This window comes from Holdemania sp. 1001095H_141210_F2, from assembly GCF_015558105.1.
Taxonomy (GTDB): Bacteria; Bacillota_I; Bacilli_A; order Erysipelotrichales; family Erysipelotrichaceae; genus Holdemania.
The window spans coordinates 105,343-130,916 of the sequence record NZ_JADNPO010000005.1; the positions used below are offsets into that span (position 1 = coordinate 105,343).

19 protein-coding genes and 1 tRNA gene are annotated in these 25,574 nt (G+C 52.5%); 2 read left to right on the forward strand and 18 right to left on the reverse strand.

The window, feature by feature from the left end; translation table 11 throughout:
• Positions 1-7 precede the first annotated feature (7 nt).
• From I2G61_RS04995 to I2G61_RS05050, 12 genes are all read right to left on the reverse strand, one after another.
• Positions 8-2,188, reverse strand: coding sequence for a hypothetical protein (locus I2G61_RS04995; protein WP_072683830.1), 2,181 nt, complete (start codon positions 2,186-2,188; stop codon positions 8-10).
• Positions 2,189-2,209: 21 nt separating this feature from the next.
• Complete coding sequence (locus I2G61_RS05000) at positions 2,210-3,757, reverse strand: CotH kinase family protein (RefSeq protein ID WP_072683831.1); 1,548 nt, start codon at positions 3,755-3,757, stop codon at positions 2,210-2,212.
• Positions 3,758-3,768: 11 nt separating this feature from the next.
• Entirely contained in the window at positions 3,769-4,446 is a 678-nt protein-coding gene (locus I2G61_RS05005; RefSeq protein WP_200798767.1) for a DUF4956 domain-containing protein, read from the reverse strand.
• Between the two features lie 17 nt (positions 4,447-4,463).
• Positions 4,464-5,174, reverse strand: a complete 711-nt coding sequence (locus I2G61_RS05010; RefSeq protein ID WP_072683833.1) for a polyphosphate polymerase domain-containing protein — start codon at positions 5,172-5,174, stop codon at positions 4,464-4,466.
• On the reverse strand, positions 5,171-6,049 hold the full coding sequence (locus I2G61_RS05015; RefSeq protein WP_072683834.1) for a hypothetical protein: 879 nt from the start codon (positions 6,047-6,049) through the stop codon (positions 5,171-5,173). The genes I2G61_RS05010 and I2G61_RS05015 overlap by 4 nt, the downstream gene beginning before the upstream one ends.
• 470 nt (positions 6,050-6,519) lie before the next feature.
• On the reverse strand, positions 6,520-7,590 hold the full coding sequence (locus I2G61_RS05020) for a GGDEF domain-containing protein (protein ID WP_072683835.1): 1,071 nt from the start codon (positions 7,588-7,590) through the stop codon (positions 6,520-6,522).
• Positions 7,591-7,954: 364 nt separating this feature from the next.
• Positions 7,955-8,722: a response regulator gene (locus I2G61_RS05025; protein ID WP_072683836.1), complete on the reverse strand. Its 768-nt coding sequence runs from the start codon at positions 8,720-8,722 to the stop codon at positions 7,955-7,957.
• Entirely contained in the window at positions 8,719-10,005 is a 1,287-nt protein-coding gene (locus tag I2G61_RS16745) for a sensor histidine kinase (RefSeq protein ID WP_083538456.1), read from the reverse strand. Before I2G61_RS16745 ends, I2G61_RS05025 begins: the two co-directional genes overlap by 4 nt.
• 294 nt (positions 10,006-10,299) lie before the next feature.
• On the reverse strand, positions 10,300-13,164 hold the full coding sequence (locus tag I2G61_RS05035) for a leucine-rich repeat protein (protein ID WP_195548014.1): 2,865 nt from the start codon (positions 13,162-13,164) through the stop codon (positions 10,300-10,302).
• An 854-nt stretch (positions 13,165-14,018) separates the two neighbouring features.
• Positions 14,019-15,890, reverse strand: coding sequence for an ABC transporter ATP-binding protein (locus I2G61_RS05040; RefSeq protein WP_072683839.1), 1,872 nt, complete (start codon positions 15,888-15,890; stop codon positions 14,019-14,021).
• Positions 15,871-18,117 carry an ABC transporter ATP-binding protein gene (locus I2G61_RS05045; RefSeq protein ID WP_072683840.1) on the reverse strand — a complete coding sequence of 749 codons (2,247 nt, stop codon included), beginning with the start codon at positions 18,115-18,117 and terminating at the stop codon, positions 15,871-15,873. The genes I2G61_RS05040 and I2G61_RS05045 overlap by 20 nt, the downstream gene beginning before the upstream one ends.
• Positions 18,118-18,132: 15 nt before the next feature.
• Entirely contained in the window at positions 18,133-18,591 is a 459-nt protein-coding gene (locus I2G61_RS05050; RefSeq protein ID WP_072683841.1) for a MarR family winged helix-turn-helix transcriptional regulator, read from the reverse strand.
• 319 nt (positions 18,592-18,910) lie between these two features.
• Between I2G61_RS05050 and I2G61_RS05055 the strand changes: the two genes are divergently transcribed.
• Positions 18,911-18,995 (forward strand) — tRNA-Leu (locus I2G61_RS05055).
• Positions 18,996-19,256: 261 nt separating this feature from the next.
• Positions 19,257-20,231, forward strand: a complete 975-nt coding sequence (locus tag I2G61_RS05060) for an alpha/beta hydrolase (RefSeq protein WP_195548015.1) — start codon at positions 19,257-19,259, stop codon at positions 20,229-20,231.
• 293 nt (positions 20,232-20,524) lie between these two features.
• Here I2G61_RS05060 and I2G61_RS05065 read toward each other — a convergent pair whose 3' ends face one another.
• The 6 genes from I2G61_RS05065 to I2G61_RS05090 form a co-directional block, all read right to left on the reverse strand.
• Positions 20,525-20,971: a zinc ribbon domain-containing protein gene (locus tag I2G61_RS05065; protein WP_072683843.1), complete on the reverse strand. Its 447-nt coding sequence runs from the start codon at positions 20,969-20,971 to the stop codon at positions 20,525-20,527.
• Between the two features lie 36 nt (positions 20,972-21,007).
• Complete coding sequence (locus I2G61_RS05070; protein WP_072683844.1) at positions 21,008-22,333, reverse strand: replication-associated recombination protein A; 1,326 nt, start codon at positions 22,331-22,333, stop codon at positions 21,008-21,010.
• Between the two features lie 80 nt (positions 22,334-22,413).
• Positions 22,414-23,445 carry a GGDEF domain-containing protein gene (locus I2G61_RS05075; RefSeq protein ID WP_072683845.1) on the reverse strand — a complete coding sequence of 344 codons (1,032 nt, stop codon included), beginning with the start codon at positions 23,443-23,445 and terminating at the stop codon, positions 22,414-22,416.
• 48 nt (positions 23,446-23,493) lie between these two features.
• Positions 23,494-24,045 carry a DNA-3-methyladenine glycosylase I gene (locus I2G61_RS05080; protein ID WP_072683846.1) on the reverse strand — a complete coding sequence of 184 codons (552 nt, stop codon included), beginning with the start codon at positions 24,043-24,045 and terminating at the stop codon, positions 23,494-23,496.
• Between the two features lie 174 nt (positions 24,046-24,219).
• Positions 24,220-24,864: a CBS and ACT domain-containing protein gene (locus I2G61_RS05085; RefSeq protein ID WP_072683847.1), complete on the reverse strand. Its 645-nt coding sequence runs from the start codon at positions 24,862-24,864 to the stop codon at positions 24,220-24,222.
• 4 nt (positions 24,865-24,868) lie between these two features.
• The gene (locus I2G61_RS05090) at positions 24,869-25,573 is read right to left on the reverse strand and encodes an ABC transporter ATP-binding protein (protein ID WP_072683848.1); all 705 of its coding nucleotides are present in this window, start codon (positions 25,571-25,573) and stop codon (positions 24,869-24,871) included.
• Position 25,574: the final 1 nt, after the last annotated feature.

Here is a 25,574-nt window from a genome sequence, read left to right on the forward strand (position 1 = left end):
TGCCGCCTCACTTTCCCGCCCAGATATCCTGCATCGCGTAATAGCCTTGTTTCAGACGTTCATGCGAAGTCGGATGCCGGCCCCAGCCTTGAAGCGGAAGATCGGTCATCGGAATCGGCGTTGCTTCATCAGCGGCCAGTCCGACTCCGGCATAAATCTCATGGATCTTCAGCCCTTCGATCCCGTAATGCTCATAGTAATCGTCGTGAATCATCATTTCCGACGGATTGAGGAAATTCAGCAGCGACCAGGGCAGACGGATTTCAATCGCATCGCCCCGGATCATAAAATCGGCCAGCGAATCAAAGTCCGGATTCTCCGGATTCGCGTTGCCATGGCGAAGCTGACCGGTATTGTAGGTTTCCGCCTTATCCGCTTTCGTATTGGCCAGCTCGTCATGCGGATCGTCAGGAATCTGCAGCACCAGATTGATGTCGACAAATTCCGAGGTATCCTTTGCCGGGGCGTTGAGATAAGCGTCTTCGAAATATACGCGATGGGAATAGATCGCCCGCAGCGCTTCGTAGCGCTTCTGCACGATCAGCTTACTGTTTTCCTTCCCGTCCAGGATCAGCACAAAGTCGGCCGGCCGCTCAAACGACCGCGGGATTCCATCGCAGTGGGTACTGCCGGTCTTCGGCGTCGTATCAAATGGAATCCAGAGCTTCTCTGTCTGCGGATCATAATTTTCTTTGTTGACGTACAGATACAGATATTTTTCATCGTATTTATAAGCCAGCGAAAGTTGTCCGGTGGGCGTGTCCGTCAGCTGGACTTGATCGTCCGCGGTCCATTCGCTCACGTCGCCGTCGACATAACAGACACTTTTCTCCTCGCCCGGATCGAAGGCGAGCACGCCGAAGAATTGTTCGTTGGTCTGAACGTCGCTCCAATACGGTGTTTTCGTCAAATCGGTATAGGCCATCGTGTTCCACGTCCGCTTAAACCATTCATCCTGCCACGTGAAGACGATCGATCCCGCACAGCCGGCGCTCATGATATCCTGATAACAGGTTTTCAGCGCTTCTGCCTGATCCGCTTCGGACATGCCGCCCTGGGCGCGGTGGGTGTTGCGGTCGCTCTGCGCCCGCCCGCGTGAGCTCGGCACCCCGAATTCCGCGATGACAACCGGCATCGTGTGATACGCGTTGAGCGTCGTCAGATAAGCCTGATAGGAATTGAAGACGCCGTCAGCGTCGACAAACTGCCGCTTGTTTTCAACATCAATGTCCATGACGTCCATAAAGCCATAGTAATCGGGATAGTAGGGATAGACGTGGTAGGAAGCAAACTGCCCCGACAGAAACCGGTCGGTTGTCTGGATATGCTCGACGTCGACCTGTTCAAATTTACGGAAGTAGTATTCGACCAGCGAATCCCATTCAAGCGGGTCCGTCGTCGGCCAGTTGGCAAACGCGATCAGCCGCTGGGCTTTGTAGGTCTGCGTCTCATATTCGATGATTTTATCGCCGACCTGCGCCAGCATCGCCTCAAACGGCGACGCATCGTCAGTGGTCGTCATGTACTTCCCATGATATTGATTCTTTTTGTCCTGCATGTGATCCGTGAAGGCGACCGTCGTGTCTTCCCATTCCACACCCAGAATATACCCCAGAACCCATTGCGAAATATCATGGTTGTAAGAGCCGCTGCCCAGACCCTCGCCTAAGGAAAACCGTTTGTTTCCATGGATGATATCGACTAACGTCCGGCTGTCCTGGATCATCGTGTTCATGAAGTCCGGATCGTAGGCGTCGCGGTGGGAGAACAGCGTGTAATCATTCACCCACAAGCCGTGGATCAAATAGAGCGGTTGTTCGCGGTCCTTGTTGTATTCCCAAAACGCATTGTAGAAATCATCCTGAAGCAGCGTGTAGACACGGATGCAATTCGCGCCCATCGCCTGAATTTCGGCGAACCACCGCAGATAGGTTTCCTTATCAATCGCGTAATCCGTCGCAAAATGGCCCGGAATCCCGCTGCCCAGATTGGCGCCGCGGATCTCGAAAGGTTCCATGCCCTGCCCCTGATCGACAAGAATCGTCTTGCCCTCAACTTTTGTAAACGTCTCCACCGACGTTTTCCGCAGGCTTTCCCATTGAAAGGTCAGTCCGATGCGGGAAGACAGAAACAACCCGCCGGCGGCGAGCATCACGATCACGGCGCAGGCGATAATAAATTTTTTCATGCAGGCTCTCCTCCTTCCGGCTTAATGGTTATACTTCTTGACCGCGGATTCATGACAATACTGCCTGAGCACTTCGATATGCTCATCCAGCCAGGCCAGCCGCTGCAGATACGCGTCATGAAACTGTTTCACCGCCGCTTCATAGGACCGCAGATTCTTTTCATCCGGCAACAATTTATTGCGTTTGTCCAGATTTTCCGGATCAAAGCTGTAGCCCCAGACCGCAAAATTCCGGTCGACGGCCGGTCCCAGATAATCGACGACTTCCTGGATATAGGCGGATACCTGTTCATCGCTCAGAATCCCTGCGCGCAGCTGGCGATACCGGTAGATGACCTGATTGATAAAGTCCTCGTCCTTGATCAGCATCGTGAACCACGGCGCCTGTACGGAGACGAATTGGCGGATCAGAAAGTCATCGTCGGAGCTGTCGGAAACATTGCCCAGACTGTTGTTGAAATCCCAGACGACCGGTTTGAATTTCCCGTTGACGTCTTTGTAGAAGAAGGTCGAAAGGTTGCCGGTGTCATGTTGCACAAAGACTTCCATAAGAATGAAGTAATCAACGAATTCGTCGATGTCGATGAAATTTTTATAACCGTAGCGCGAGCTGTCGTAATCGAAAGAATACAGCGCTTTTTCAAACCGGCTGAGATCGCGTTCAATAAAGTCCTTCAACGGAGGCGTCAGCGCTTCGCTGCCCGGATAGCGGATATCGAAGAACGCACTTTTACGCAGAATCTGCACGTATTTTGTAAAATTATCCGCTTTGCTGCGCGGGTCCGGCTGGGCCGCATTGTCCAGCTCCACGATATAACCGGTAACGTTGCGGGTATTATTCGGCTTTTCGATTTCGATCCGGCCCTTGCCGGTGCTGACGGTTTCCATCATCACGTACACGCCGCGGTATTCACCGTTGATCACCACTTCGCAAAACCGCACGTCCGGCGCATAGTCCATCAGCTCGCCCGCCAGGTTCATCGCGACATAGTTGCGCATTAACGTCTTGTCCAGAAACGGCCCATGCAGCGCCCAGTCATGATCCGCTTCCATGCCCATGATTGATACATTTTTATTTTCTCCGTCGTGGTGGATTGTCTTGATCGCAAAAGACTGTTTATCAAACCAGCGCGAAGTGTTGCCGCGCACGCGGATCCGAATCTGTGTCTTCAGCGACGACGGATCCTGAAGCGTGTTCAGCTTATCATCCTGATTGATAATTTTCATATTTGCGACCAGAAACTCCTCGCCGGTTGACGTCATCGTCATCTTGCGGTGGGAGCGATCGTCGCCATAATAAGGCACGCCGGGAATTGCTTCGTCCGTTTCGATCACCACCAACGGCAGATGCGTGCTCAGCTGGTCCACGTCGACGGCCGCTTCATCATATTGATATTTCGAGATTTCCGTCTCCCGAATGCAGTCCAGCGCCGCGGATGGATCGTAGGCGGGCGCCGCTTCCCGGTGCTGATGAATCCGTGTCTGCATTTTTCCAAAGGTCAGCTGGGCTGTACCGCTGACCACGACCACAGCCGCCAGCGTCAGCCAGGCCATTGTCCGTTTACGCATGGATCAGACCTCTAGCTGCTGATATCATCGTCCTGGGCGACGATATTCACATACTGGACATGTTCGATCTGATATAATTCCTCGTCAATGCTCGAGGTCTTCCTGAGGTTCTTTTCATAGGTTTTCCGCGGAATTTCATAGATCAGTTCGATCGTTTCGCGGGTTGTGTTCTTGACGCGCAGATCCAGGCGGCCGTCAAAATAATGCGTGATAACCGACATGATCCGCTCCTCCGTACTGCGTGCGCCGCGCACGATCAATAGCATCCTGTTTTCATTCTTGATCCGCCCCAGCACCAACAGCACCAGAAAAACCCCGGCGGAACCCAGCCCCGCCGTCATATAATCGCCGACGCCGCAGGACAGACCGGCGACGATCGCCCAGAAGATATAAACGGTGTCGCGGGAATCCTTGATCGCCGTTCTGAAACGCACGATCGACAGCGCGCCGACCATGCCCAGCGACAGCGCGACGTTGTTGCCGATCGCCGTCATGACGACTGTCGTCAGCACGGTCAAAACGACCAGACTGACGTTGAATTTGCGGCTGTAAACGGTTCCGGCATGCGCCAGATAATAAGAAAGATAAATGACGAAGCCCAGCACGATCGCGATCAGAATCTGCGCCAGAATCTGCCCGGCGTTCAGCGCCTCGATCTGCTGCATTAAATTCGATAAATAAGAACTCACTCGATGTTACCCCCTTTTTAATAAAATTCAGTGTATCGCAGCCCGATCCGCCGCGCCATGCAATACTTGCTCGCGGACAGTTCGCTCTGATTGCAGCTGCGGAGAATGTCGCGCACATACGTCAGCAGGAAATGATTGTATTTCACTTCCAGAATGGTTTTCCACGGGTCCAGCATCGGCGCCATCGCCAGCTCCCCGTCAAAAATATCATAATGAAACTCGTTGGCCCGGATCTCACTGTCCAGCGTGATGCGGATGCTGTTCTCCGGCAGCACATACGCCTTGCGGCGATATTCGACCACCGTTTTCGGCCGGTAATGCTCACGGTTTAAAATGGCGTAACATTCCGCCGCGAACGCTTCCTTGTATTTTAACAGCGGACTGAAATCCCCTGCGATCAGCCGCACGGCGTCTTCGCACCTGATGGGCAGCGAACGCTTGAGCTGATTGGAACCCTGTTTCTGCTTCATTTCCAGAAAGGCAGTTTTATCCTGAGGATGATACACACGCAGACGCATTTTCCGCCGTTCCTCCACGCCGTCCATCTTTGCGTTGAAATCCCGGTCGCTCAGCGTATCGAAATATAACGATCGCACCCGATATCCCCCCTGCACAAGATCGCCGTTATGGGTATCCTGATGCAGCAGCGCGTCCAGCTGGCCCTCGAAACGAGCCCGCTGCGTCGCTGAAATCAGAAATTTCCGTTCCTGCCGCAGTACCTCGTTCATTGACTCTCCTCCATCATTTCAATCAGCGGCTTCGACCAGTGATAATCATGAACGATGCTGATCAATGGAAATGCCTGATCGACTTGTTTCCAGGCCGCCTCTGCCGCGGCCAGCCCCTTGTTGCGGTAAGTCTTGTCTTCCGTCAGACCGTGCTTGCCCACCTGCTGAAATTCCAGGATGCAGTGCAGAACCTTCCCATATTTCTTTGTAAGCTGGGCTTCCGTTTCCAGTTTCTCGACTTCCGCCCCGCAGTCATAATCCATGACCGCCACCTCATCGCAGCCGTCCCGGATCAGGATTTCCAGAAGCTCCGTCAGGCCCTGGTCATCATAATGGCGGGGAATGCAGGCGATGAAGATCAGATCGTGCTTCTGCGCGTAGCGGTAAGCTGCGATCATCCCGGAAACATAGGTTTCCATGTGTCCGGCAGGATCTTCCTTCCAGCGCGAACGAGTGTACGGCTCCACGTCGACCATCACGCCGACAAGCTGTTCCGCCGGTGTGACCTGATCGTTATACCGGACGAGTTCTTCCAGATATGCAATCAGGGATGCACCGTCGGCCTCATAGCCCCAATCGGTTTCGCCAACCAGCGCGTAAGTTTTCACCTTTGCCTGATGCAGATGACGGACAAAAGCGGCTGTCGTTTTGCGGTCAACCGGAACGCTCAGTTCCTGAACCCAGTCGGTAATCTGAAATCTGCCGATCAGCTCGTCAACGTCTTTTCGATCAACCACCCGCTCCTCCTGCCATTCAAACATTCCCCGGCGCAGCGGCGGGCTTTTGCTTTCCATCGGGCGAACAACGAGGAATGAGGCCGCAGCGCCGATCCCCAGAATCACGAATGCCGCGATTTTCCATGTCTGTTTTTTCATCAAATTCCCCCTCCCTCACTTATCAAAGATGCTATCTGCGTTTCTTCTTTCATCATTTCAGTCAAATTAACGGAAATTTGCCAGTCTTTTTATGATGATCCGGACCACGGTCGCTGTCACAAAATGGCAGCCCTATGCCAAAGATGGCCGCGTTAGTTTCTATTTACAGTATGATCTGGCTGATTCCCTCATACCTGCAATATGCCCTCTCCTTTTGAACCTTGTCTTTTTTCCTGCGTCCGCCATCCACCGCTTTCGCATCTTTCCTTTTACGCAGAATGCGAATCACCGCAGTCTCACCGAACGAAGGACTTATAACCGTCAGGTTTTTAAATAGATCAAATACCCCCTATATCTGATTATGGATACAAAAGATTGACCGCTGCTTTGAGGCCGCTGACGCAAAACAGTTTTTTCAGCTTTGCTTCTAAGGATTTAAGATGCCGCGCCGACTTTTACGCCGGGATGCTTTAGCGGCGTGAAGCCGCATTTTCTTCATTTCTCCGGTGCACTTCGACGCGAGTCGGCTGCAGCGGATAGCTGTAACGCAACAGGATGTGCGGACAACCGTTTGTATGTTTCTGATAAAAAGTCCGGGTGATCCGATCCGCGAGCTTATCTGCGTTATCAAGGGTTATATCAGAAACCATAACCAGATACTGACAACTGCTGTACTGCGTAAAAACATCGCTCATCCGCAGATGATCATGAATAATCACCCCCAGAATATCCATTTCCTCATCGCGGCGCACCAATGCCGGAAAGTCGCCCTTGTTGTCCGTCAGAGTGAATAAAAGAAGAAAGGCCGATTCCTGAGAACGGCACATTTTCCGTTCGGCAAAGCGGTAAATTGCTTTAAACGTTTCATAATCCTGACAGAAGGAACCCGGGCGGGCGTGACTTTCGTGCATTTGTGAAGCGATTAACTTCATATCGAGCGTCACTCCGCCGTTTTCTTCCTGCCGCTTTAACTCCATCTTGCGGATATTGCGGACATGTTTTTTCTGTATGATCTGCTGATCCGCCCGATCGTACATTCTCTGATACGTATCGCCAGGCATGGAAGCCGTTTGAAAAATCGTGACGTCCAATCGCAGATTCGGGCATTCGCGAAGACGTATATGCCGCAGTCGCTGGCGAAGCTGCGTGCACAGCTGCTCAGCTTTCTTTTCATCCTGTCCTCTGAGCAATACTGTGAATTCATCGCCGCCCACACGGCTGATCAGACTGTCGGGCGGCAGCATTTTTATCAACACATAACCAACGTTCTGCAGGACCTGATCGCCGGTGATATGACCATACCGGTCGTTCACCTGCTTGAAATAATCCAGATCCATCATGATTAAAATTCCTGTATTTTTATCAAGCAGCCATTCATTGCACAGCCGTTCCATGGCTTTGCGATTATACAGACCCGTCAGCCAGTCATGTTCCGCGTCGTATTGCAGCGCCTGATTTTCCTCTTCAAGCTGTTCCCGGGACTTGACGTTGCGTTTCACAGTCCGGATTTTTTGATCAGATTCCTGTACTGTTGGATTCATATTTATTTTTCTCCTTCTTTTCTTTCTGCGGTTGGAAAACGATGACCTCTTTAAGCTCAACGTCAAAACTAAATGCTCAACTCAAAACCACCGGTCGGGCCTGAGCCTCGCTGTAAACTCCAATCGGCAATTTTATCCTGCCTGCACCTTCAGGAACTCGGCGTATTGCGGCTTTAAATAACCATGCCGGTCTTCAAGCTCGCCTTACGCCGGCCCACGACTAAAATCCCCATCGTGATCACCTCAATTTTAATAATGTTACCACACGTCCCGTTACAAATCCGTTACAAACCGGCTATGCATTTCACGCAAAAAAAAGACTCCCATGAGGAAGCCGGATATGCTGATGATGAAAGTTCTGCGTTTATTCCAGGCGGAATTCCGCCCATTCATAGCAGCAGAGATAATCGTGACGATAACTGTTGACAGCTTGCGGATCGCCGTCCAGGAAGTGATAACTGTCGCAATCCAGCCGTTCCGGAAGGATCGCGAGGCTGTTCCATGAGCGCAGCAGAATTTCTTCGATGCCCGCCGCCTGCAGCGCTTCCCGCAATCCCTTGACAACAATCCGGAAGTACCCTTTTTTACTGGCCTTAATCGAAGCATCGCCCCACAATGCGGCACAGGCGTCCGCCGCCGTCACGCTGACGCCGCGCCGGTCGATCAGATAAGCCAGCAGTTCTTTGGATTTTGCGCGTTTAAACGTGACAGGACGGCCATCCACAAAAATATCAAAGCCGCCGAAGGTCTGCACCCGCACCCGCTTTTGCCGCAGCGCTTCGCCATAGGCAAAGGTCAGTTCCCGGCGCAGAGCCTCCGCTGTGACCGGCTTTAACAAATAACCTGTCGCATGCATCTGAATCGCGCCCAGCGCGTATTGTTTATAGCTCGTGACAAAAATGATATGCGCCTGCGGACAAAGATCTTTCAATTTTTTTGCCAGCACCAATCCGTTCATACTTCCCAATTCGATGTCCAGAAACGCGGCGTCGAAAGGATGATCACGAACATAAGCCAGCGCCTCGCTGGGAACGCCGAACGTTCGTAAGACACTGTCCGGCGCCGCTTCCGCCAGCGCTTCCTCCAGATCTTTCAGCGCGAAAGGTTCGTCGTCGACTGCGATATAATTCATAACGTTGCTCCTTCCTTGGGAATCATGATGGTCGCCACAGTCCCTTTGCCCGGCGTACTTTGCAAGGTCAGCGTTCCGCCGCATAACATCCCCAGCCGCTCCCTTACATTTTTAATTCCGATATGAGATTGATTGTCTTCTTCAAATTTATCAGAGAAACCCAAACCATCGTCAGCGACGATGACAAGGTAAGCGTCTGGCGTTTCCTCAGTCCGGATCGTAACGGTGCCTCCTTCTTCCCTTCTCAATACGCCATGGCGCACGGCGTTTTCCACAATCGGCTGCAGCGTGAGCGAGGGAATCGAAAAATCCCGCGCTGTAATTTCATAAACCACTTTAAGCCGGTTCTGAAAGCGCTGACGTTCCAGTGACAGATAATTTTCCGCATGGAGAAGCTCCTGTTCAAAAGGAATCGGCGCCTTGCTTTCCAGCGAATCCATATTTCCGCGCAAAAACAATGAAAAATCCCGGATTGCCGCTTTCGCTTGATGGGGATCCACATCGCAAAGCTGGCAGATTGTTGTCAACGTGTTGTATAGAAAGTGCGGCTGGATTTGCGAAAGCATGATTTCAACCCGGGATTCCGCCAATTCTTTTTCCTGCTGCCGGATCAGCAGATCACGCTCGGACTGAATATTGACAAAGATAAACAACAGCGCCAGCGTTACGCCGACATTCACCACCGCGATCCCGCGAAGAAACATCTGCGACGCCCCGGCGCCAAGCGGAATAAAGATATACAACAAAAAGAAGATCACTTCACGGCGGATGAGCTTTTTTCGATTCAGTACGACCAGCCAGGTAAACGACAAATAACAGAACAGCGGAACCAGCTGGGATATCAAAAACAGCGAACCCCGCTGATAGCCGGCGGCGGTAATGGTAAAAATCGCTCCGGTCAGCGGACTGATCAGCGCGAAGAAAATCTGTACGCCGCACAACAGCGTGATACTCCGCAAAAAGATCGTTCTTACAGGATGCGTCAGTTTCAAATATTCATCGATGTAACGGGCAAAAAAATACAGGACAAAGGCGGAGCTGACATAATACAGGACAACCAGCAAGATTGCCGCTGTCATCATCAACGGAGTTGTGATATCCCGGAAGCACCAGTCGCCCAGATCACCGATAATCATCAATCCGTTGGAAACGCTGACCCCCAGAAAATAGCGGTTTAATTTCTGATGCCAACGATGATCGTTTCCAAGATAGATGATCGGGATGAGCGATAAGATCAGGCAGAAAATGTCCAGCGCAATATTGGCAATCAAGAAGTTATCCACAGCCACTCCCCCTGTCTCTTCTATTGAATTGAGACCATTATAACAGAGTGCGCCAAAAAAGAAAATGCAGATATTCTGACCTGAGAAAGCGGTTTCACGCTGCGTCGTCTCCGTGAAAGGCCGCGGCTGTCCGGCTGCTTGATCGCCGCCAAAAAAGCGAGACGATTTTCATCCTCTCGCTGTAAGCTCTCACTGCAGGTTCTGCCGCTGATTCCGCTTGTCTTGCACGCTGGGTTCACCCGGTTTGCGCCTCGTCAAGGAGCGTGTGACCGATGTCTTTCCTCATGGTTTTGATCAGCCCTGAGACTGATCAATCTGCCGCTTCAAGAACACGGCGCCGCCGATCAGTACGACCGCCGCAAAGACCAGAATCCCAATCGCAAACGGAACGATGCTTCCGGTTTTCTTTACTTCCGGTTCAGGTTCCGCCGCTTTCTCTGCGACTTGAACTTTCAGACTGAACCGCTCGCCGCCCGCTGAATAGGTAATCGTCGTTTCACCGGTCTTCAGTGCTTTTACAATATAGCTGTCCTGTCCTGTGATTTCCAGAACTGAGGGATCGTATTCCCAACTGCCGCCCTCCGGCTGCGGTTTCAGCGTCGTTTGTTCGCCGACCGTTAAATTCAGGGAACCTGGAAGTCCGCTGATCACAACCGGTACTTCAGAGAATCCAATATAATCAGGCCAGCTGTCCATAGTGAGGGTTATCGTTTTGGACGTCACTTTTTTCGTATCTTTCACGAATGTTTTATTCTGACAAATCCATACGTTCAATTCCGTTCCGTCTTTTTGATCCATCGGAATTTCAATCGTCAGCGAGCCGCGGTATTTTCCCGCCTTCAGCTGCAGCCGATAGCCAGACAGCCAGCCGTCCTTCTTCTGCTGCTCACGAATCGCGTCGCACGCATCGCAAGACCCTTCCTTATGCGGCAGTTCCGCGGAGGCCGCCAGCACCGAGTTAAAGCTGAACTCGCCGTGAATCTGAATCCCGTTCTCTTTGGACTTCAATGTTTTCTGCGCATATTCCGGACCGGTGGCCGGGATTTCCTGCCACTCCAGTTGTCTTCCGCAAACGGTGCAGACTTTCTTTTTGCTTCCCGGTTTCGTCGCGGTGGCCTTTTCAATGATGATCCAGTCGCCCGGCGTGTGCTCCGCGATTTCCGCCTTGGCGCCGTCGCCGTCAAGGCATTCGCGGTAATGCCAGGTCGGATCGGACTGCATCGGCCCATAATTGTGTTCGTGCACCGGCTGCGGTTTCGGGGTCGGGGTCGGCGTTGGCGTCGGGGTTGGCGTTGGTATGATTTCCGTCACTTTTACCGTCTTTTCCGCCCGCTGAACAAAAGGTCCCCAAATCACGTCGCACTGATAGACGCCGCTGTGGCTGGCCAGCGCCTGATCAATTTTCAAAGTCGGATTTGTCTGCGCACTCAGCGGAGTTCCGTTAAAGCTCCATTGATATGTGACGTTCACGTTGATCTGCGGTTTTATCGTCAATTCCAGCGTTTCCCCGGCCTGGATATCCTTTCCTTCGATGACCGGAACGGAAGAACCGGAAGGAAATACAGATAAATCCGCATACGTCTGACTGTTTTCAAACAGCAGTAAGACGGCCGGCACATTCTCAAACGGAGTAGTTTGCCAGTTCGGCTTGTTCGCCGGCATTCCCAGCACGCTCAAGCCTGTGCAGTTTTTAAAGGCTCCGGCGCCCAGCGTCGTCGTTTTGATCAGATTGGCTTCGCTGATCGAAGCGCAATGAGCGAAAGCTTCCTCACCGATCGTTTCGACATGTGACAAATCAATCTGCGTCAGGGCTGAACATTGGCTGAACGCCCGGTTGCCGATGACGCTTAATCCCGGATTCAAATTCGTCGAGGCCTTGAGCTTTAATTGATGACAGTCTTCAAACGCAGAGTCCTGCAGCAGGGTAACCTGCGATAAATTCACTTCGCCCAGACGACCGCAGTTCTTAAACGCACTGCCGCCGATCATGGCGACATGCGATAAATCGACGGCCGTCAGATAAGTGCAGCTGGTGAAGGTGAACGGATGAATTATCGTTACTTTCTCATTCAGATTGGTTCCAGCTTTCAGCGTCAGCTTTTCGCAGTTTTTGAAAGCGGCGGTCCCGATCGCCTCAACTTGGGACAGATCCACACCCGTCAGTTTTCCGCAATTCTCAAAAGCAGATTCGCCGATCGTTTTCAGCGCCTGGCTTAAATTGGTATCCGCCGCCAGCGTCAGATTGGAACAGCCGGCAAAGGCTTTTTCTCCCAAGGTCTGAACCTGGGAGAGATTAACGGCTCCCAGACTGGCGCAGCCTTCAAACGCACTGTCGCCAACGACATTGACCCCCGCCAGATTCACCGCGGTCAAATGCGTGCAGTCCTTCAACGCCTGTTCACCGATCGTCTTCACTGACGTGGGCAAAACGAGGTTTTCCAGGGAAGTCATGCTTGAGAAAGCCGCGTTGGGAATGGTAATCAGCGCTGTTTTTTCCAAATCCAATGTTTTTAAATTCGTCAAGGTTCCGCGAATGTACTTCATATCCTGTTCATTCAGCGTACCTTCGATAAACAAGGCCGCGATCTTCTGCGGCAAGACCGGTCCCTTTTCCACCTTGGTCTTCAGCTCGCCCGCCCTCACCGTGACGCGCACATAGTTTTCAGGCAGCGTCGTCGGCTCGAAGCCGGTCACCGTGACCACAATTTCCGGCAGCGCCGCAGCCGGCGCCAGAACATAGCCTGAGCCAGGTTCAGCGATAAATATATAATCCTGCGGTTTTGACGGATCGTAAGCCGCGTCCTTCGTTTTCCATGTGACCGGAATGTCTGGCAGCGGATTCTTTTCCAAATCCGTCCCGGACAATGATTCCGGAAGGTTCAATTTTGACAGAGCCGTGCCCACCGCTACGGTTTGTTCGGCAACGTTCGGTTCCAACGGGTCAAAGGAGGCGATCGTCACTTCGCCAGCCTGTCTGGCCGTCCGTTTCCCGGTCCGGTTCATGCCGGTATCCAGGACAAGCCGTCCCGGGGCGGCCGCAGGCAAAACCTCGCCTGTTCGCTCTTCCGCAAGCGTCTGAGCTGCAGCCGGCTGCAGCGAGAAGAACAATCCCAGCGACAATCCGCCGATCATGATCAGATGTCTTAATCTTTTCTTCATGATATCCCTCCTTTTTTGTCCAGGCAATTCATTACAATCTTTCAGCAGAAGCTTAAAAACCTGTATTCTGTCATCCTGAGGCTGCGCAAAAACACCCGGGCTGAATCCGTTTTCGCAGAGATCTTCAAGCTGTCGAATTCTGTTTTTCTGAAATCTGCTTCTTCGGTGCGCTTCAACCGTCACTTTCGCCTGCAGGATAACATCGTTTCTTTTCTGATTTTATTATACACGGAATTTTTCCGGTTTCTCCTGCCGCCTGTTCAAAGTCATGGAAATGTAAGACTCTCATTCGAATTTCGCAATGATTGAAAGCAAAATCCCGTCTTTCCCCCTGCTTTCACGCAGTCAGGGGAACCGCCGGCAGCAGTCTTGATCATGGATCAAAGCATGGCTTTGATGATTTGTGAGCGGTCTTCCTGCCCTGCGGCCTTTTCCAAAGAAGCCGCAATTTCACACGTTGCAATCCCTGCTGTCTGATCGGTGATCATGACTGTTTTTTATCATTTTGAATGATCACAAGCGATAGTGGCGTATTGTAGGCGTTCAGATTGCATTGGCAGCGCATCCGCGATGCCGCTCCCCTGCAATTCCTCCATTGAATCCGGCTTCACCCTGCACTTTAAAAATCCGCTGCTTTATTGCTTCCACTCTGGCAGCACTTTTATCCATCGCCGCACTAAAAAAGGAAAAGGAAGAAATTTATCCAGACGAGCTGCAGCCCAACACTGGCCCGCAATCCGCTGACGATAAATATCAAAATTCCTTTTCCATAAACCATCCTGCTTAACGAAAACAATCATCGCTGCAGCGATCCAAACCGCAGTTGCCTGTTCTCAGACTGAATATAGATTCTTTTATTCACAATCCTCAAACTGTGAGTTATACAGGGAAGCGTAGAAGCCGTTATCCGCCATCAGCGAATCATGCGTGCCCGCTTCGACGATGTCGCCGTCCTTCATGACCAGAATCAGATCGGCGTCGCGGATCGTGGACAGACGGTGCGCGATGATGAAGCTTGTGCGGCCTTTCATCAACGTTTCCATGCCCTTCTGAATCAGGACCTCCGTCCGCGTATCGACCGAGGACGTCGCTTCGTCCAGAATCAGAATCTTCGGATCCGCCAGGAACGCCCGCGCAATCGTTAACAACTGCTTCTGCCCTTGCGAAATATTGCCGGAATCCTCGTCGATCATCGTTTGATAGCCATGATCAAGCGTGCGGATAAAGTGGTCCACATGCGCCGCCCTGGCCGCCGCGATGACTTCCTGATCCGTCGCGTCCAGCCGTCCGTAACGCAGGTTCTCCATGACCGTGCCGTCAAACAGCCACGCGTCCTGAAGCACCATGCCAAACAGCGAGCGCAGATCTGACCGCTTGTAATTTCTGATATCCTGTCCATCGACATAAATCGTTCCGCCGTTGAGCTCATAGAACCGCATAAGCAGCTTGACGATCGTCGTTTTACCCGCGCCGGTTGGCCCGACGATGGCAACCCGCTTGCCGGCGTTGATGAACATCGAGAAATCATTGATGATGATCTTGTCCGGATTGTAGCCGAAATGAACGTTTTCAAACGTCACCTGTCCCTGAATCAGGGATTTGCCGTGCCGGTCGCGAACTGGCGCCGGCGTTGTGGTTTCAGCGACTTCTTCTTCCTCGTTTAAGAATTCGAAGACCCGCTCTGCCGCCGCCGCTGTCGACTGCAGGACGTTCATCGACTGAGACAGCTGGTTGATCGGCTGATTAAAGTTGCGGACATAGGCGATAAAAGCCTGAATGTCGCCGATTTCAATCGCGCCCCTGATCGCCAGCCAGCCGCCCAGGATACAGACGCCGACATAGCCGAGGTTGCCGATCAGCGTTGTTAACGGCTGCATCATGCCGCTTAAGAACTGCGATTTCCACGCGGAATCGTACAGCCGCTGGTTATTCTCACTGAATTCCGCGATCGAACGTTCCTCGCCGTTGAACGCTTTCATGACGATATGCCCGGAATACATTTCTTCAATATGGCCGTTGACTGCGCCCAAAGCTTCCTGCTGACGGGCGAAGAACCGCTGCGAACGCTTGACGATCTGCATGACCAGGATCGCTGAAAGCGGCAGAACACAGAAGGCCATCAGCGTCATTTCCCAGCTGATGGACAACATCACAATCGTGAAGCCGAACAGCTGGACAAGCGCCGTGATGATATTCGCCAGCGACTGATTCAGCGTCTGCGAGACCGTGTCGACGTCGTTGGTCGCCCGCGACAGAAGATCTCCATGCGAATGCGTGTCAAAATATTTAAACGGCAGCCGGTCGATCTTCTCGGCCAGCGCTTTGCGCAGGTTGTAGGAAACCTTCTGCGCGACACTGGCCATCAGCCAGTTCTGGAAATAATGAAACAGGGCTGATAAACCGAACAAACATAATAAGAAAATCAGAATTTCAGCGATCCTGCCGAAATTAATGCCTCCGGTTCCCATCGCTTTCGCACTCAGTCCAACAGCCAGTTCCGTCGTCGCTTTGCCTAAAATTTTCGGACCGACAACCGTCATGACGGTCGCGACGGCCGCAAACAGAATTCCAAACACCATGGATAAAGAATATGGCTTGATGTAGCGCAGCAGCTGCTTCATCGTGCCCTTGAAATCTTTGGCCTTTTCGCCGGCGCCGCGCATTCCATGTCCCCGTCCCATCGGACCGCGCATCATCGGTTTCGGATTATGCTTCGTGTTCGTCATGATCCAATTCCTCCTTTGACAGCTGCGAATACGCAATTTCCTGATACACCTCGCAGGTCTTCATCAGCTCATCATGCGTTCCGATTCCGGCGATACGGCCTTTATCCAGCACAACAATCTGATCGGCATGCATGATCGACGAAATTCGCTGCGCGACCAACAGCACCGTGCTGCCGGTCCGCTGGCACAGCTCGTTGAGGGCTTTGCGCAGCGCCGCATCGGTCTTGAAGTCCAGCGCGGAGAACGAATCGTCGAAAATATAGATTTCCGGATTGCGGACCAGAGCGCGGGCAATCGACAGCCGCTGCTTCTGTCCGCCGGAAACGTTGGTGCCGCCCTGTGCGATCGGCGCGTCGTAGCCTTCCGGTTTGGCGTTGATGAACTCGCTCGCCTGAGCAATTTCCGCTGCCTGCTTAAGCTGATGCCAGTCGGCATCGGCGTCGGCATAGCGCAGGTTGGATTCGATGGTGCCGGAGAACAACACGCCCTTCTGCGGTACATAACCGATCTTATGGCGCAGTTCCTGCTGACTGACCTCGCGGATATCCACGCCGTCAACCTCGATCGAGCCCGCCGTGACATCAAAGAAGCGCGGTACCAGATTGACGATCGTGGATTTGCCGGAACCGGTCGAACCGATAAAGGCCGTCGTCTGTCCCGGACGGGCCAGGAACGAAATGTTTTCCAGAACGTTTTCCTCAGCGCCCGGATAGCGAAACGCCACGTCTTTAAACTCAACGTAGCCATGCTGCTGAGGATCAAACGACTTCGGCTGCTGCGGATCGGCGATCGACAGCGGGCAATTCAGCACTTCCAGCACACGCTTGATCGAAACCACCGCCCGCGGCAGCATGATCGAAACCATCGTAATCATTAAGAACGCCATGATGATCTGCATGCTGTACTGAATAAACGCCATCATGTCGCCGACCTGCAGCGTGCCCAGATTGATCTGATGGCCGCCGACCCAGACGATCAGGATGCCGACGCAGTTCATCACCAGCATCATCATCGGCATTAACAGCGCCAGTGTGCGGTTGACAAACAGGTTGGTTTTCGTCACATCGGTATTGACCTGATCAAATTTCTTTTCTTCATACCCCTGGGTATTGAACGCCCGGATAACCGGCAGGCCGTCCAGAAATTCGCGCAGGACGGAGTTCATCTTATCCAGCAGTTTCTGGATGATTGAGAACTTCGGCATGACGACCGCAAACGCCACGCCCATGATCGCCATGATGACCACGACGACCAGGGCGATGATCCAGGTCATCGACGCGTTGGTGTTCAGCACCTTGATGATCGCGCCGACGCCGATGATCGGCGCATACACGACAATCCGCATAAACATGACCAGCACCTGCTGAATCTGCTGAACGTCGTTGGTCGTCCGGGTGATCAGCGTGCCGGTGGAAAACTGATTGAATTCCGCAGATGAGAAATTTTCAACCTTGCTGAAAACCGCCAACCGCAGATTGCGGGAAACGCCGGCCGCAATCCGCGAAGCCAGAAACGTTACGATGATCGCGCAGATCGTTCCAAACAACGCGATTCCCAACATCCGCAAGCCGCTGCTGAAAATGTAATTGAGCTGAATTGAATCGGTATTGATGCCGATTGCCCGATACTCCATTTTAATAAACTGGGCTGACGCTACCGGTGACGCATTTTCACCAGCCACTTCCAGACTGGCGTCGATCCTGGCAACGATGTCGTCAATGACTTCCTGCGGCAGCTGCCTCAGCAGGGAAAACAGATCGACGTCCTCCGGCAGATTTAATTCTTTGAATTCCTCGCTATTCTTTAAGCCGGGGAGACTGACGACGATCATTTCCGCCCGCGCCAACATCGAATTGAGCGAGGCACGTGCCTCGTCAGTCAGCGAATTCAGGAAATATACCGGTTCCTGTTCGACTAACGGAGCTTGTTTGATCTGTTTTGCGCTGGCCTGTCCGGCGTCCACCAGCGTATAGCTTGAAAGAAACAGCTGCTGCTGTTCGTCATTAAGAAACATTGCCAGTTTTTCCGCTTCGCTTTTCCGGATCACTTCCGGAACCGCGCTGCGAATGCCGCCGGATTGAATCCCGACGTCGACGATGTCGGCCATGTAATCCGGCAGCGCCAGCTCGCATTGAGCCTGGGCAAACAACAGCACGATAACCGCCGCGATGGAGAGCGCGAACGGTTTCAAATACTGGGTGATTCTCACCTTTTTGATCCTGACCATAAAAAAACTCCTTTCTTACTTTTCCTGCGAATCCCGGCTTGCCAGACTCTGACAATATTCAATCGTCCGTTCCAGCGTGCGGATTAAAGCCAGGCTGTCGGATTCGCCCAGATAGCGGAAATAGGCGGTCAGCTGATCACAGAATTCCTGTTCTCTTTTCTGCATCAGCTCGCGGCCTTTCTCCGTCACCCGAATGTAGACGCTGCGCCGGTCGTTGTCCAGGAGTACCCGCTCGACCCATCCCTGCTGCTCAAAGGAACGGATTCCCTGCGATACCGCTGCCGGACTGACGTGGAAATAGTCCTTGATCTGGCTCATTTTGATCATTCCTTCGGGGTTGAGATGAAGAATTCCGTGCAGAATCATCATATCCCGGGAATTCATCGTTTTCTTCTTGCGTCCGCGAGATTCGCTGCGCTGGCGCATGTCGTAAATCAGCCGCATCAGTTTTTGAGCAATTTCCTGTTCATCCATACCGGTCACCTCTTTTGTCTGGATAGTTAAGTTACTTAATATTTAACTATGTTAACCAATTATACTCTACTCTTTATAAAATGCAATATGGTTTGCAGAGTTTCCTACAAACTGCCTAAATTGTCTTTTTTGCTTGCGTGCCGGGATATCGTTATGAATGCTTCTTTATCCTGATTTTCGCTCTCAAACACCGGCGGTGAAGTCGAAAAGAGAAAAAATTCAGTTTAACCGGTTAGAAAAAATAAAAAAACTCTTGCACTGCGCAGCGTTTTAGTGTAATATATAAAAGCAGTCGGAAAAATGACTGTTTAACGATCATGCGGTAGTGGCGAAATCGGCAGACGCGCACGTTTCAGGGGCGTGTGGGTAAAACCATGTGGGTTCAAGTCCCACCTACCGCACCAGATAAAAACAAACAGCTGAACGCGAAAGCGGGCAGCTTTTTTTATGTCTGCCGCGGAATTAACCGCAGATTGTGCATTTGAAATCCCGTTGTCCACCACTCTTCTTCCCTCAGCCTTTCCTGTGGAATCCCGGACACTCTGGAAATTCCGCAATCGGGCAAGGATGTAAAATGATTTATTTTGACATACAAACTAAATTCTGCTATACTGTTTCCTCGTTCAGGTTCTCAACGAACCGACCTGAAAAGAGGATGAATCCGCATGAAGAAAAAAACGAAAATTTTCATATCGGTGCTCGTCGTCATGATTGCCGCCTTGACTGCAGGCAGCTTCTGGGCCGGCAATTATCTGGTCGATTACGCGCTCTACCGCGCCGATCAGGCACCGCAATCCGCCAATGACGGCAAAGCGCCGGTCAATGAAACCTATGGCAACGAGGAAGCGAACAAAGCCGAGGAACAGCGGCTGACCGACCTCTGGCTGAAAACCGTCTCCATGGAAAAGAAAGAAATCGTCAGTCAGGATGGGCTGACACTGCGCGCGCTGCAATACACCGCGGATCCTGCGTCGCATCGCTACGCTCTGGTCATCCACGGTTATACCTCGAATAAAGAAGCGATGCAGACGGAAGCCCGGCATTTTTCCCAGCTGGGCTACACGGTCATCACACCGGATAACCGCGCGCATGGCGAAAGCAACGGATCCTATATCGGGATGGGCTGGCTGGACCGCAAGGACCTTTTACTCTGGATCGATCAGGTTGTAAGCCAGGATCCGGATGCGGAAATCGTATTGTACAGCGTTTCGATGGGCGGGGCGACCGTGATGATGACCGCAGGGGAAGCCTTGCCTTCCCAAGTCAAAGCGATCATTGAAGACTGCGGCTACACTTCGGTATATGATATGTTTAAAAATCAGCTGGATTACCGCTTCGGCTTGCCGGAATTTCCGTTTCTGGCAACCGCGGATATCATGACCGGGATTCGCGCCGGCTATCACTTCAAAGAAGCGTCAGCTGTAGAACAGCTGAAAAAGGCAGCAGTGCCGATGATGTTCATTCACGGAAGCAACGATACCTATGTGCCGACAGAGATGGTTTATCAGGTCTATGAAGCCTGCCCGACGGAGAAAGAGCTGCTGATCATTGAAGGCGCGGCCCACGCGGCCAGCGCGGATGTAGACCCGACATTGTATTGGGATTCAGTCACCACGTTTCTGAACCGGTTTTTAAGTTAATGATGATTCCATCTGTCTGAGCCGCAATGCAAACTGACTCAATAAAAACATGTCTGCTTCAGAATTCTGTTTGCTTTTCTGAAAAGACATGTTTTTTTGTTTGTTTTTTGTACTCTAATTGATCAGTTCAATCCAGATCTTCCCCATTAGACGCAATGACTTTTTTATACCAGTCTGATTGTTCTGCGCATTCCAAGATATAAATATTGAAAAAGGAACGCCGCAGTTTTTTTTGCGAATTGGATTGTATGGGAATGAAGAAATTTCCTTCTTCTCGCTGATGCTTGAGTCATCTAGTAAAATTGACGAAACTGGCTGGCCTGATCCGCCGCCTGCCGCAGTCCTTTGATCATCTCCTGCAGCGAGCGGTCGTCGACATGGAAATCAAAGCGCAGACGCACCCGCTCGCGCAGCGTTTCAAAGTCAGGCACTTCCCCCGATTGAAGCTGCACGCCCAGATATTCGATCACTTCGTTCATCTGCTTTTCACTTGGCATCCACTGCGCCTGCTTCAGGCAGAACTCTTTTTCATTCTCCGCGATCTCAAAGCCCGCCTTGCAGCGCGAGCACGCGATGCCCCAATGCTTGCCCCAGCGCACGACCGGCACGAAAAATACCGATACCTGCTGCGCCTGCTCAACTAAATAAAAATGGCTCAGTTTTCCGCAATGCGGACAAACCCGAACTCCCAGATAAGCTTTTTTGCGATGCCCCGAACCGGCGCCGATCATGATGAACATGGCGTCCCTCCTTATCAGTCCCCAAATCTTTTCATTTTATTGATGGCGATGCTGCTTCTGCCAGGCTTCGATCTGTTCCATCCGCTCCTGAATCCGACCTTCCCGGCCCTGCCGCGTCGGCACATAATACTTCCGGTTCAGCAAAGCGTCCGGCAGGCATTGCAGCGTCGTTAGTTTTTCCTCGGTATCGTGGGCGTATTGATACCCTTCGCCATAATGCAGCTCCTTCATCAAGGCGGTCGGCGCGTTGCGGATCGCTAACGGCACCGGCTCCGCGAGATGTTCCAGCGCATCCTTCTTCGCCGCTTCATATGCCATATACAAAGCGTTGGACTTCGGCGAGAGCGCCATATAAACGACGGCCTGCGTCAGATTGACGCTGCACTCCGGCATTCCGTTGAAATGACATGCCTGATAGGCCGCCACCGCGACCTCCATTGCCCGGCTGTCCGCCATGCCGATATCCTCGCTCGCAAACCGCACGACCCGCCGCGCGATATACAGCGGATCCTCGCCCGCTTCCAGCATCCGTGCCAGCCAGTACACCGATGCCTGGACGTCGCTGTTGCGCATCGACTTGTGCAGAGCGGAGATTAAATTGTAATGTTCCTCCCCTTTTTTATCATACAACAACGATTTGCGGTTGATGCACTGTTCCAGATGCTCTTTGGTCACGACGATATCCTCGCCGTTCTTATCGCCGTTGAGCACGACCATTTCCAAAGTGTTCAGTGCGGTGCGTGCGTCGCCGTTGGCAAAATTGGCGATCATCCACAACAGATCGTCGTTCAGATCCACATGATAATTGCCAAAGCCCCGCGGATCCTTCAGCGCCCGCGCCAACAGCTCCAATAAATCCTCCGTTGCCAGCGCCTGCAGCACAAACACCTTACACCGGGAAAGCAGAGCGGCGTTGATCTCAAACGACGGATTTTCCGTTGTCGCGCCGATCAGAATGATACTGCCCTTCTCTACAAAGGGAAGGAAAGCATCCTGCTGAGCCTTATTAAAGCGATGGATTTCATCGACGAACAGAATTGTCTTCTCGCCCATCTGGCGGTTCAGCTCCGCTTTATTCATGACTTCTTTGATTTCCTTAATCCCGCTGGTCACCGCACTGAAATCCACGAAATGCGACTGCGTGCGCTCAGCGATGATCCGGGCCAGCGTCGTTTTGCCCACGCCCGGCGGCCCCCAGAAAATCATCGAGGACACCTGATCCTGTTCGATCAGCTGCCGCAGGATCTTTCCCTCGCCTAAAAGATGTTTCTGACCTGCGACTTCCTCCAGCGTTTTCGGCCGCAGCCGGCTGGCCAGCGGACTGTTCAGATCGCGATCATCAAACAACGATTTCTGTTCCATGAACATCGCCTCCTGCGCTTATTATACAACATTTTCAATCGTTTCCACGCTTGAGTTTGAATTTTATTCAACTTTGCAAGTTAGAAGACAATCCGATCCTTTCCCTGACGTTTTCCCTGATACATCCGTTGATCTGCCAGCTCGACTACGGCTTCAAAGTCCGCGCCGATCCTTCCGTAAGTCAGACCAAAGGTCATGGTGACCCGGATCAGATGCCCGTCGTAAGAAAATGGATAACTGCGGATTTTCTCTGCCAGTGTTGCCAGTTTTCTCTCTGCCTCCGCCTGCGGCAGATCCGCCATCAGAATCAGAAACTCCTCGCCGCCCCAGCGGCAGACAAGCGCCGATTCCGTTTCCCGCATCAGCCGGGCAGTCGTTGCCAGCACATAATCGCCGCAGATATGGCCATAGGTATCGTTAACCTGTTTGAAATCATCCAGATCTCCCAATGCCACAGCCATCCATTTCCCCTGACTGGTTCTGAGCTGTTCCTGTAAGCCATACCGGGTCAGCGTCCCGGTCAGACGATCCATGAAGGCCGCTTCCTGCAGCTCTTTGTTCTTGCGCCGCAGCCGGCCCTGCGCCAGCGCCGATGATACGTTGAAGATCGAGGAAGACACAAGAATAATCGTAAAACACATGGCAGCGTTAAACAGGTAAATGCCGTTTACCAGACTGCCGGGAAGCGCTTGCGGCAGCCATATTTCCTGATCCGAGGTCAGCTTCAAAAACGCGAACACGCCGATTTCCAGCAGCGAAAAGAGAAACGGAACCGTGCTGTGGCGGTAAGGACAGATATAAATCAGCGAAGCCATCGCGATCAACAACAGCGGCAGGCCGGTTTCCCACCCCAGCGCGTGCGTTCCCACAACAACGAAAACGCAGACTTCCAGGTGAATCAGGGCTACCGCCAGACGATAGCGGCCATAGAATACCAGTACAAGCATCGTCAGATAAAACACTGTGCTGCCAACGTTGTAAAACACCATTTCCGTCATGGTCAGCCAACCGCCCAGCGCGATGTAGAGCACGTGCACAAGCATCCCCAAAAGGATAATCCGCTGATAAACGCGGCGAATCATGCCTTGATTTTCAACTTTATTTTTTGCCATCCCGCCTCCGCTCCTTTCCCCTTTGCCTCCAACCGCAGGCGTTTCCGCTCATTCAGCCCGGAAACAATCCGCTTCATGTCCGTCGATAAATCCGGCAGCCTCCAGAAAAGCCTGCACGGTCACCGACCCGAGAAACCGCATCCCCTGTTGTTTCATCTGCTTCGCCAACGCATCCGACCAGACGGTTGTCGCCGGATGCGGACAAGTCCGCAGCTGGATCGGTTCCGGCGGCAGAATCGTCTGGATGAAAGTGAGGAACGTTCCATATTCCTGCTGGATCGCCAGAAAGCAGCGGGCGTTGGTGATCGCTGCCTGAAACTTGCCGCGATGCCGGATCAGCCGCGCATTTTGCATCAGGGCATCCAGTCTGGCTGAATCATACGCCGCGATTAAAACCGGATCGAACTGATCCATCGCTGCGCGGAAAGCTTCGCGTTTATGCAGCACAATCTGCCAGGATAAACCGGAATGGAATGATTCCAGAATTAACAATTCAAACAATTCCCGCTCGCCGCGGACCGGCTTTCCCCATTCCTCATCATGATAGGTTTTCAACTGAGCGGAGCCGTTTTCCGCCCAGCCGCATCGTTTGTGTTCCATGGGCTTTCCTCACCCGGCAGCTGACGCCTGCCGTTTCTTCATCTTCTTTTATTATATCAGAAATGTTAATTCTGCCTTCTGACAATCGCTGATCTTACTTTCCTGATTCTTTTTTTTCTGAAATTTTGTTCGCCGCGCAAAAAAGGACAGCCGGTTGCGGACTGTCCAGAACTCTTACTTATCGCAGCGGGTCAGCACTGAGGTTACCTGATAGCCATGGTCGTTCAACAGCTTTTTCATCACCTCCGGCGCTACGCCGCGGGCACGGATGACGACGTCAGTCTGCGCGTCTTTGCGATAGACGGCCAGGTTGGTGATCTGCGCCATTTCATCAAAAAACAATCCGGTCAGATCGGCCAGCACGCCCGGCTTGTCTTCGACCGCGATCACATAGCGGCTGCCTTCCTCATAATACCCCAACAGGTCGATAAACGCCTCGAAAATATCGTTCTGTGTGATGATGCCGACGACTTTGCGGCCTTCGGTCACAACCAGACAGCCGATGTCGTGCTGCCGCATCAACACCGCGGCTTCTTCCAGCAGCGCGTCGGGATGAATCGTCACGACGTCTTTGATCATGACGGACTCAACGGTACTTTTTGCCAGAAGATAATTCAGCTCATAGACCGACAGGCTGGTCGCCTTGCTCGGGGTGTTCTCCGCGATGGTACCCTCGGTGACCAGACCGACTAACTCCTGGCCGGCGGCGACCGGAATGCGGTGAAAATCCCGCTCCGCCATCAGATCCAGCGCCGCGCTGATCGAGGTATCCTTACTGATGCAGTAGGGATTGGCTGTCATACGATCTTTCACCAACATAATGTTATCCTCCTAAATAGGCTTTCTTAATGTCTTCGCTGGCGGCTAATTCCGCGCCGGTGCCGCTCAGCACGACGCTGCCGGTTTCCAGTACATACGCCCGGTTGGCAATGCCCAGCGCCATCCTGGCGTTTTGTTCGACGAGCAGGACGGTCGTTCCCTGGGCGTTGATATCCTGAATGATTGAGAAAATTTCCTTGACCAGCAGCGGGGAGAGGCCCATGCTCGGCTCATCCAGAAGCAAAAGCTTCGGTCGGGCCATCAGCGCCCGGCCCATCGCCAGCATCTGCTGCTCGCCGCCCGACAGCGTGCCGGCCAGCTGCTTCATGCGCTCTGCCAGCCGCGGGAAGCGCTGGCATACACTTTCCAGATCACTTTGGATTCCGGCTTTATCCTTGCGCAGATACGCGCCCATCCAGAGGTTTTCCGCAACGCTCATATCGGGGAAAATCCTCCGCCCTTCCGGCACCTGCGTTATGCCTGCCTTGACGATATCGCGGGCATTCTTCTTTGTTATGGACTGGCCGAGAAATTCAATCTCGCCGCCGCTTTTTTTCAACAATCCGCTGATCGCGTGCAGCAGCGTCGTTTTGCCCGCGCCGTTCGCGCCGATTAAAGCCACGATTTCCTTTTCCTTCACTTCCAGGGAAACACCCTTCAAAGCTTGAATTACGCCGTAATGAACGCTTAAATCCGTAATTTTCAGCATC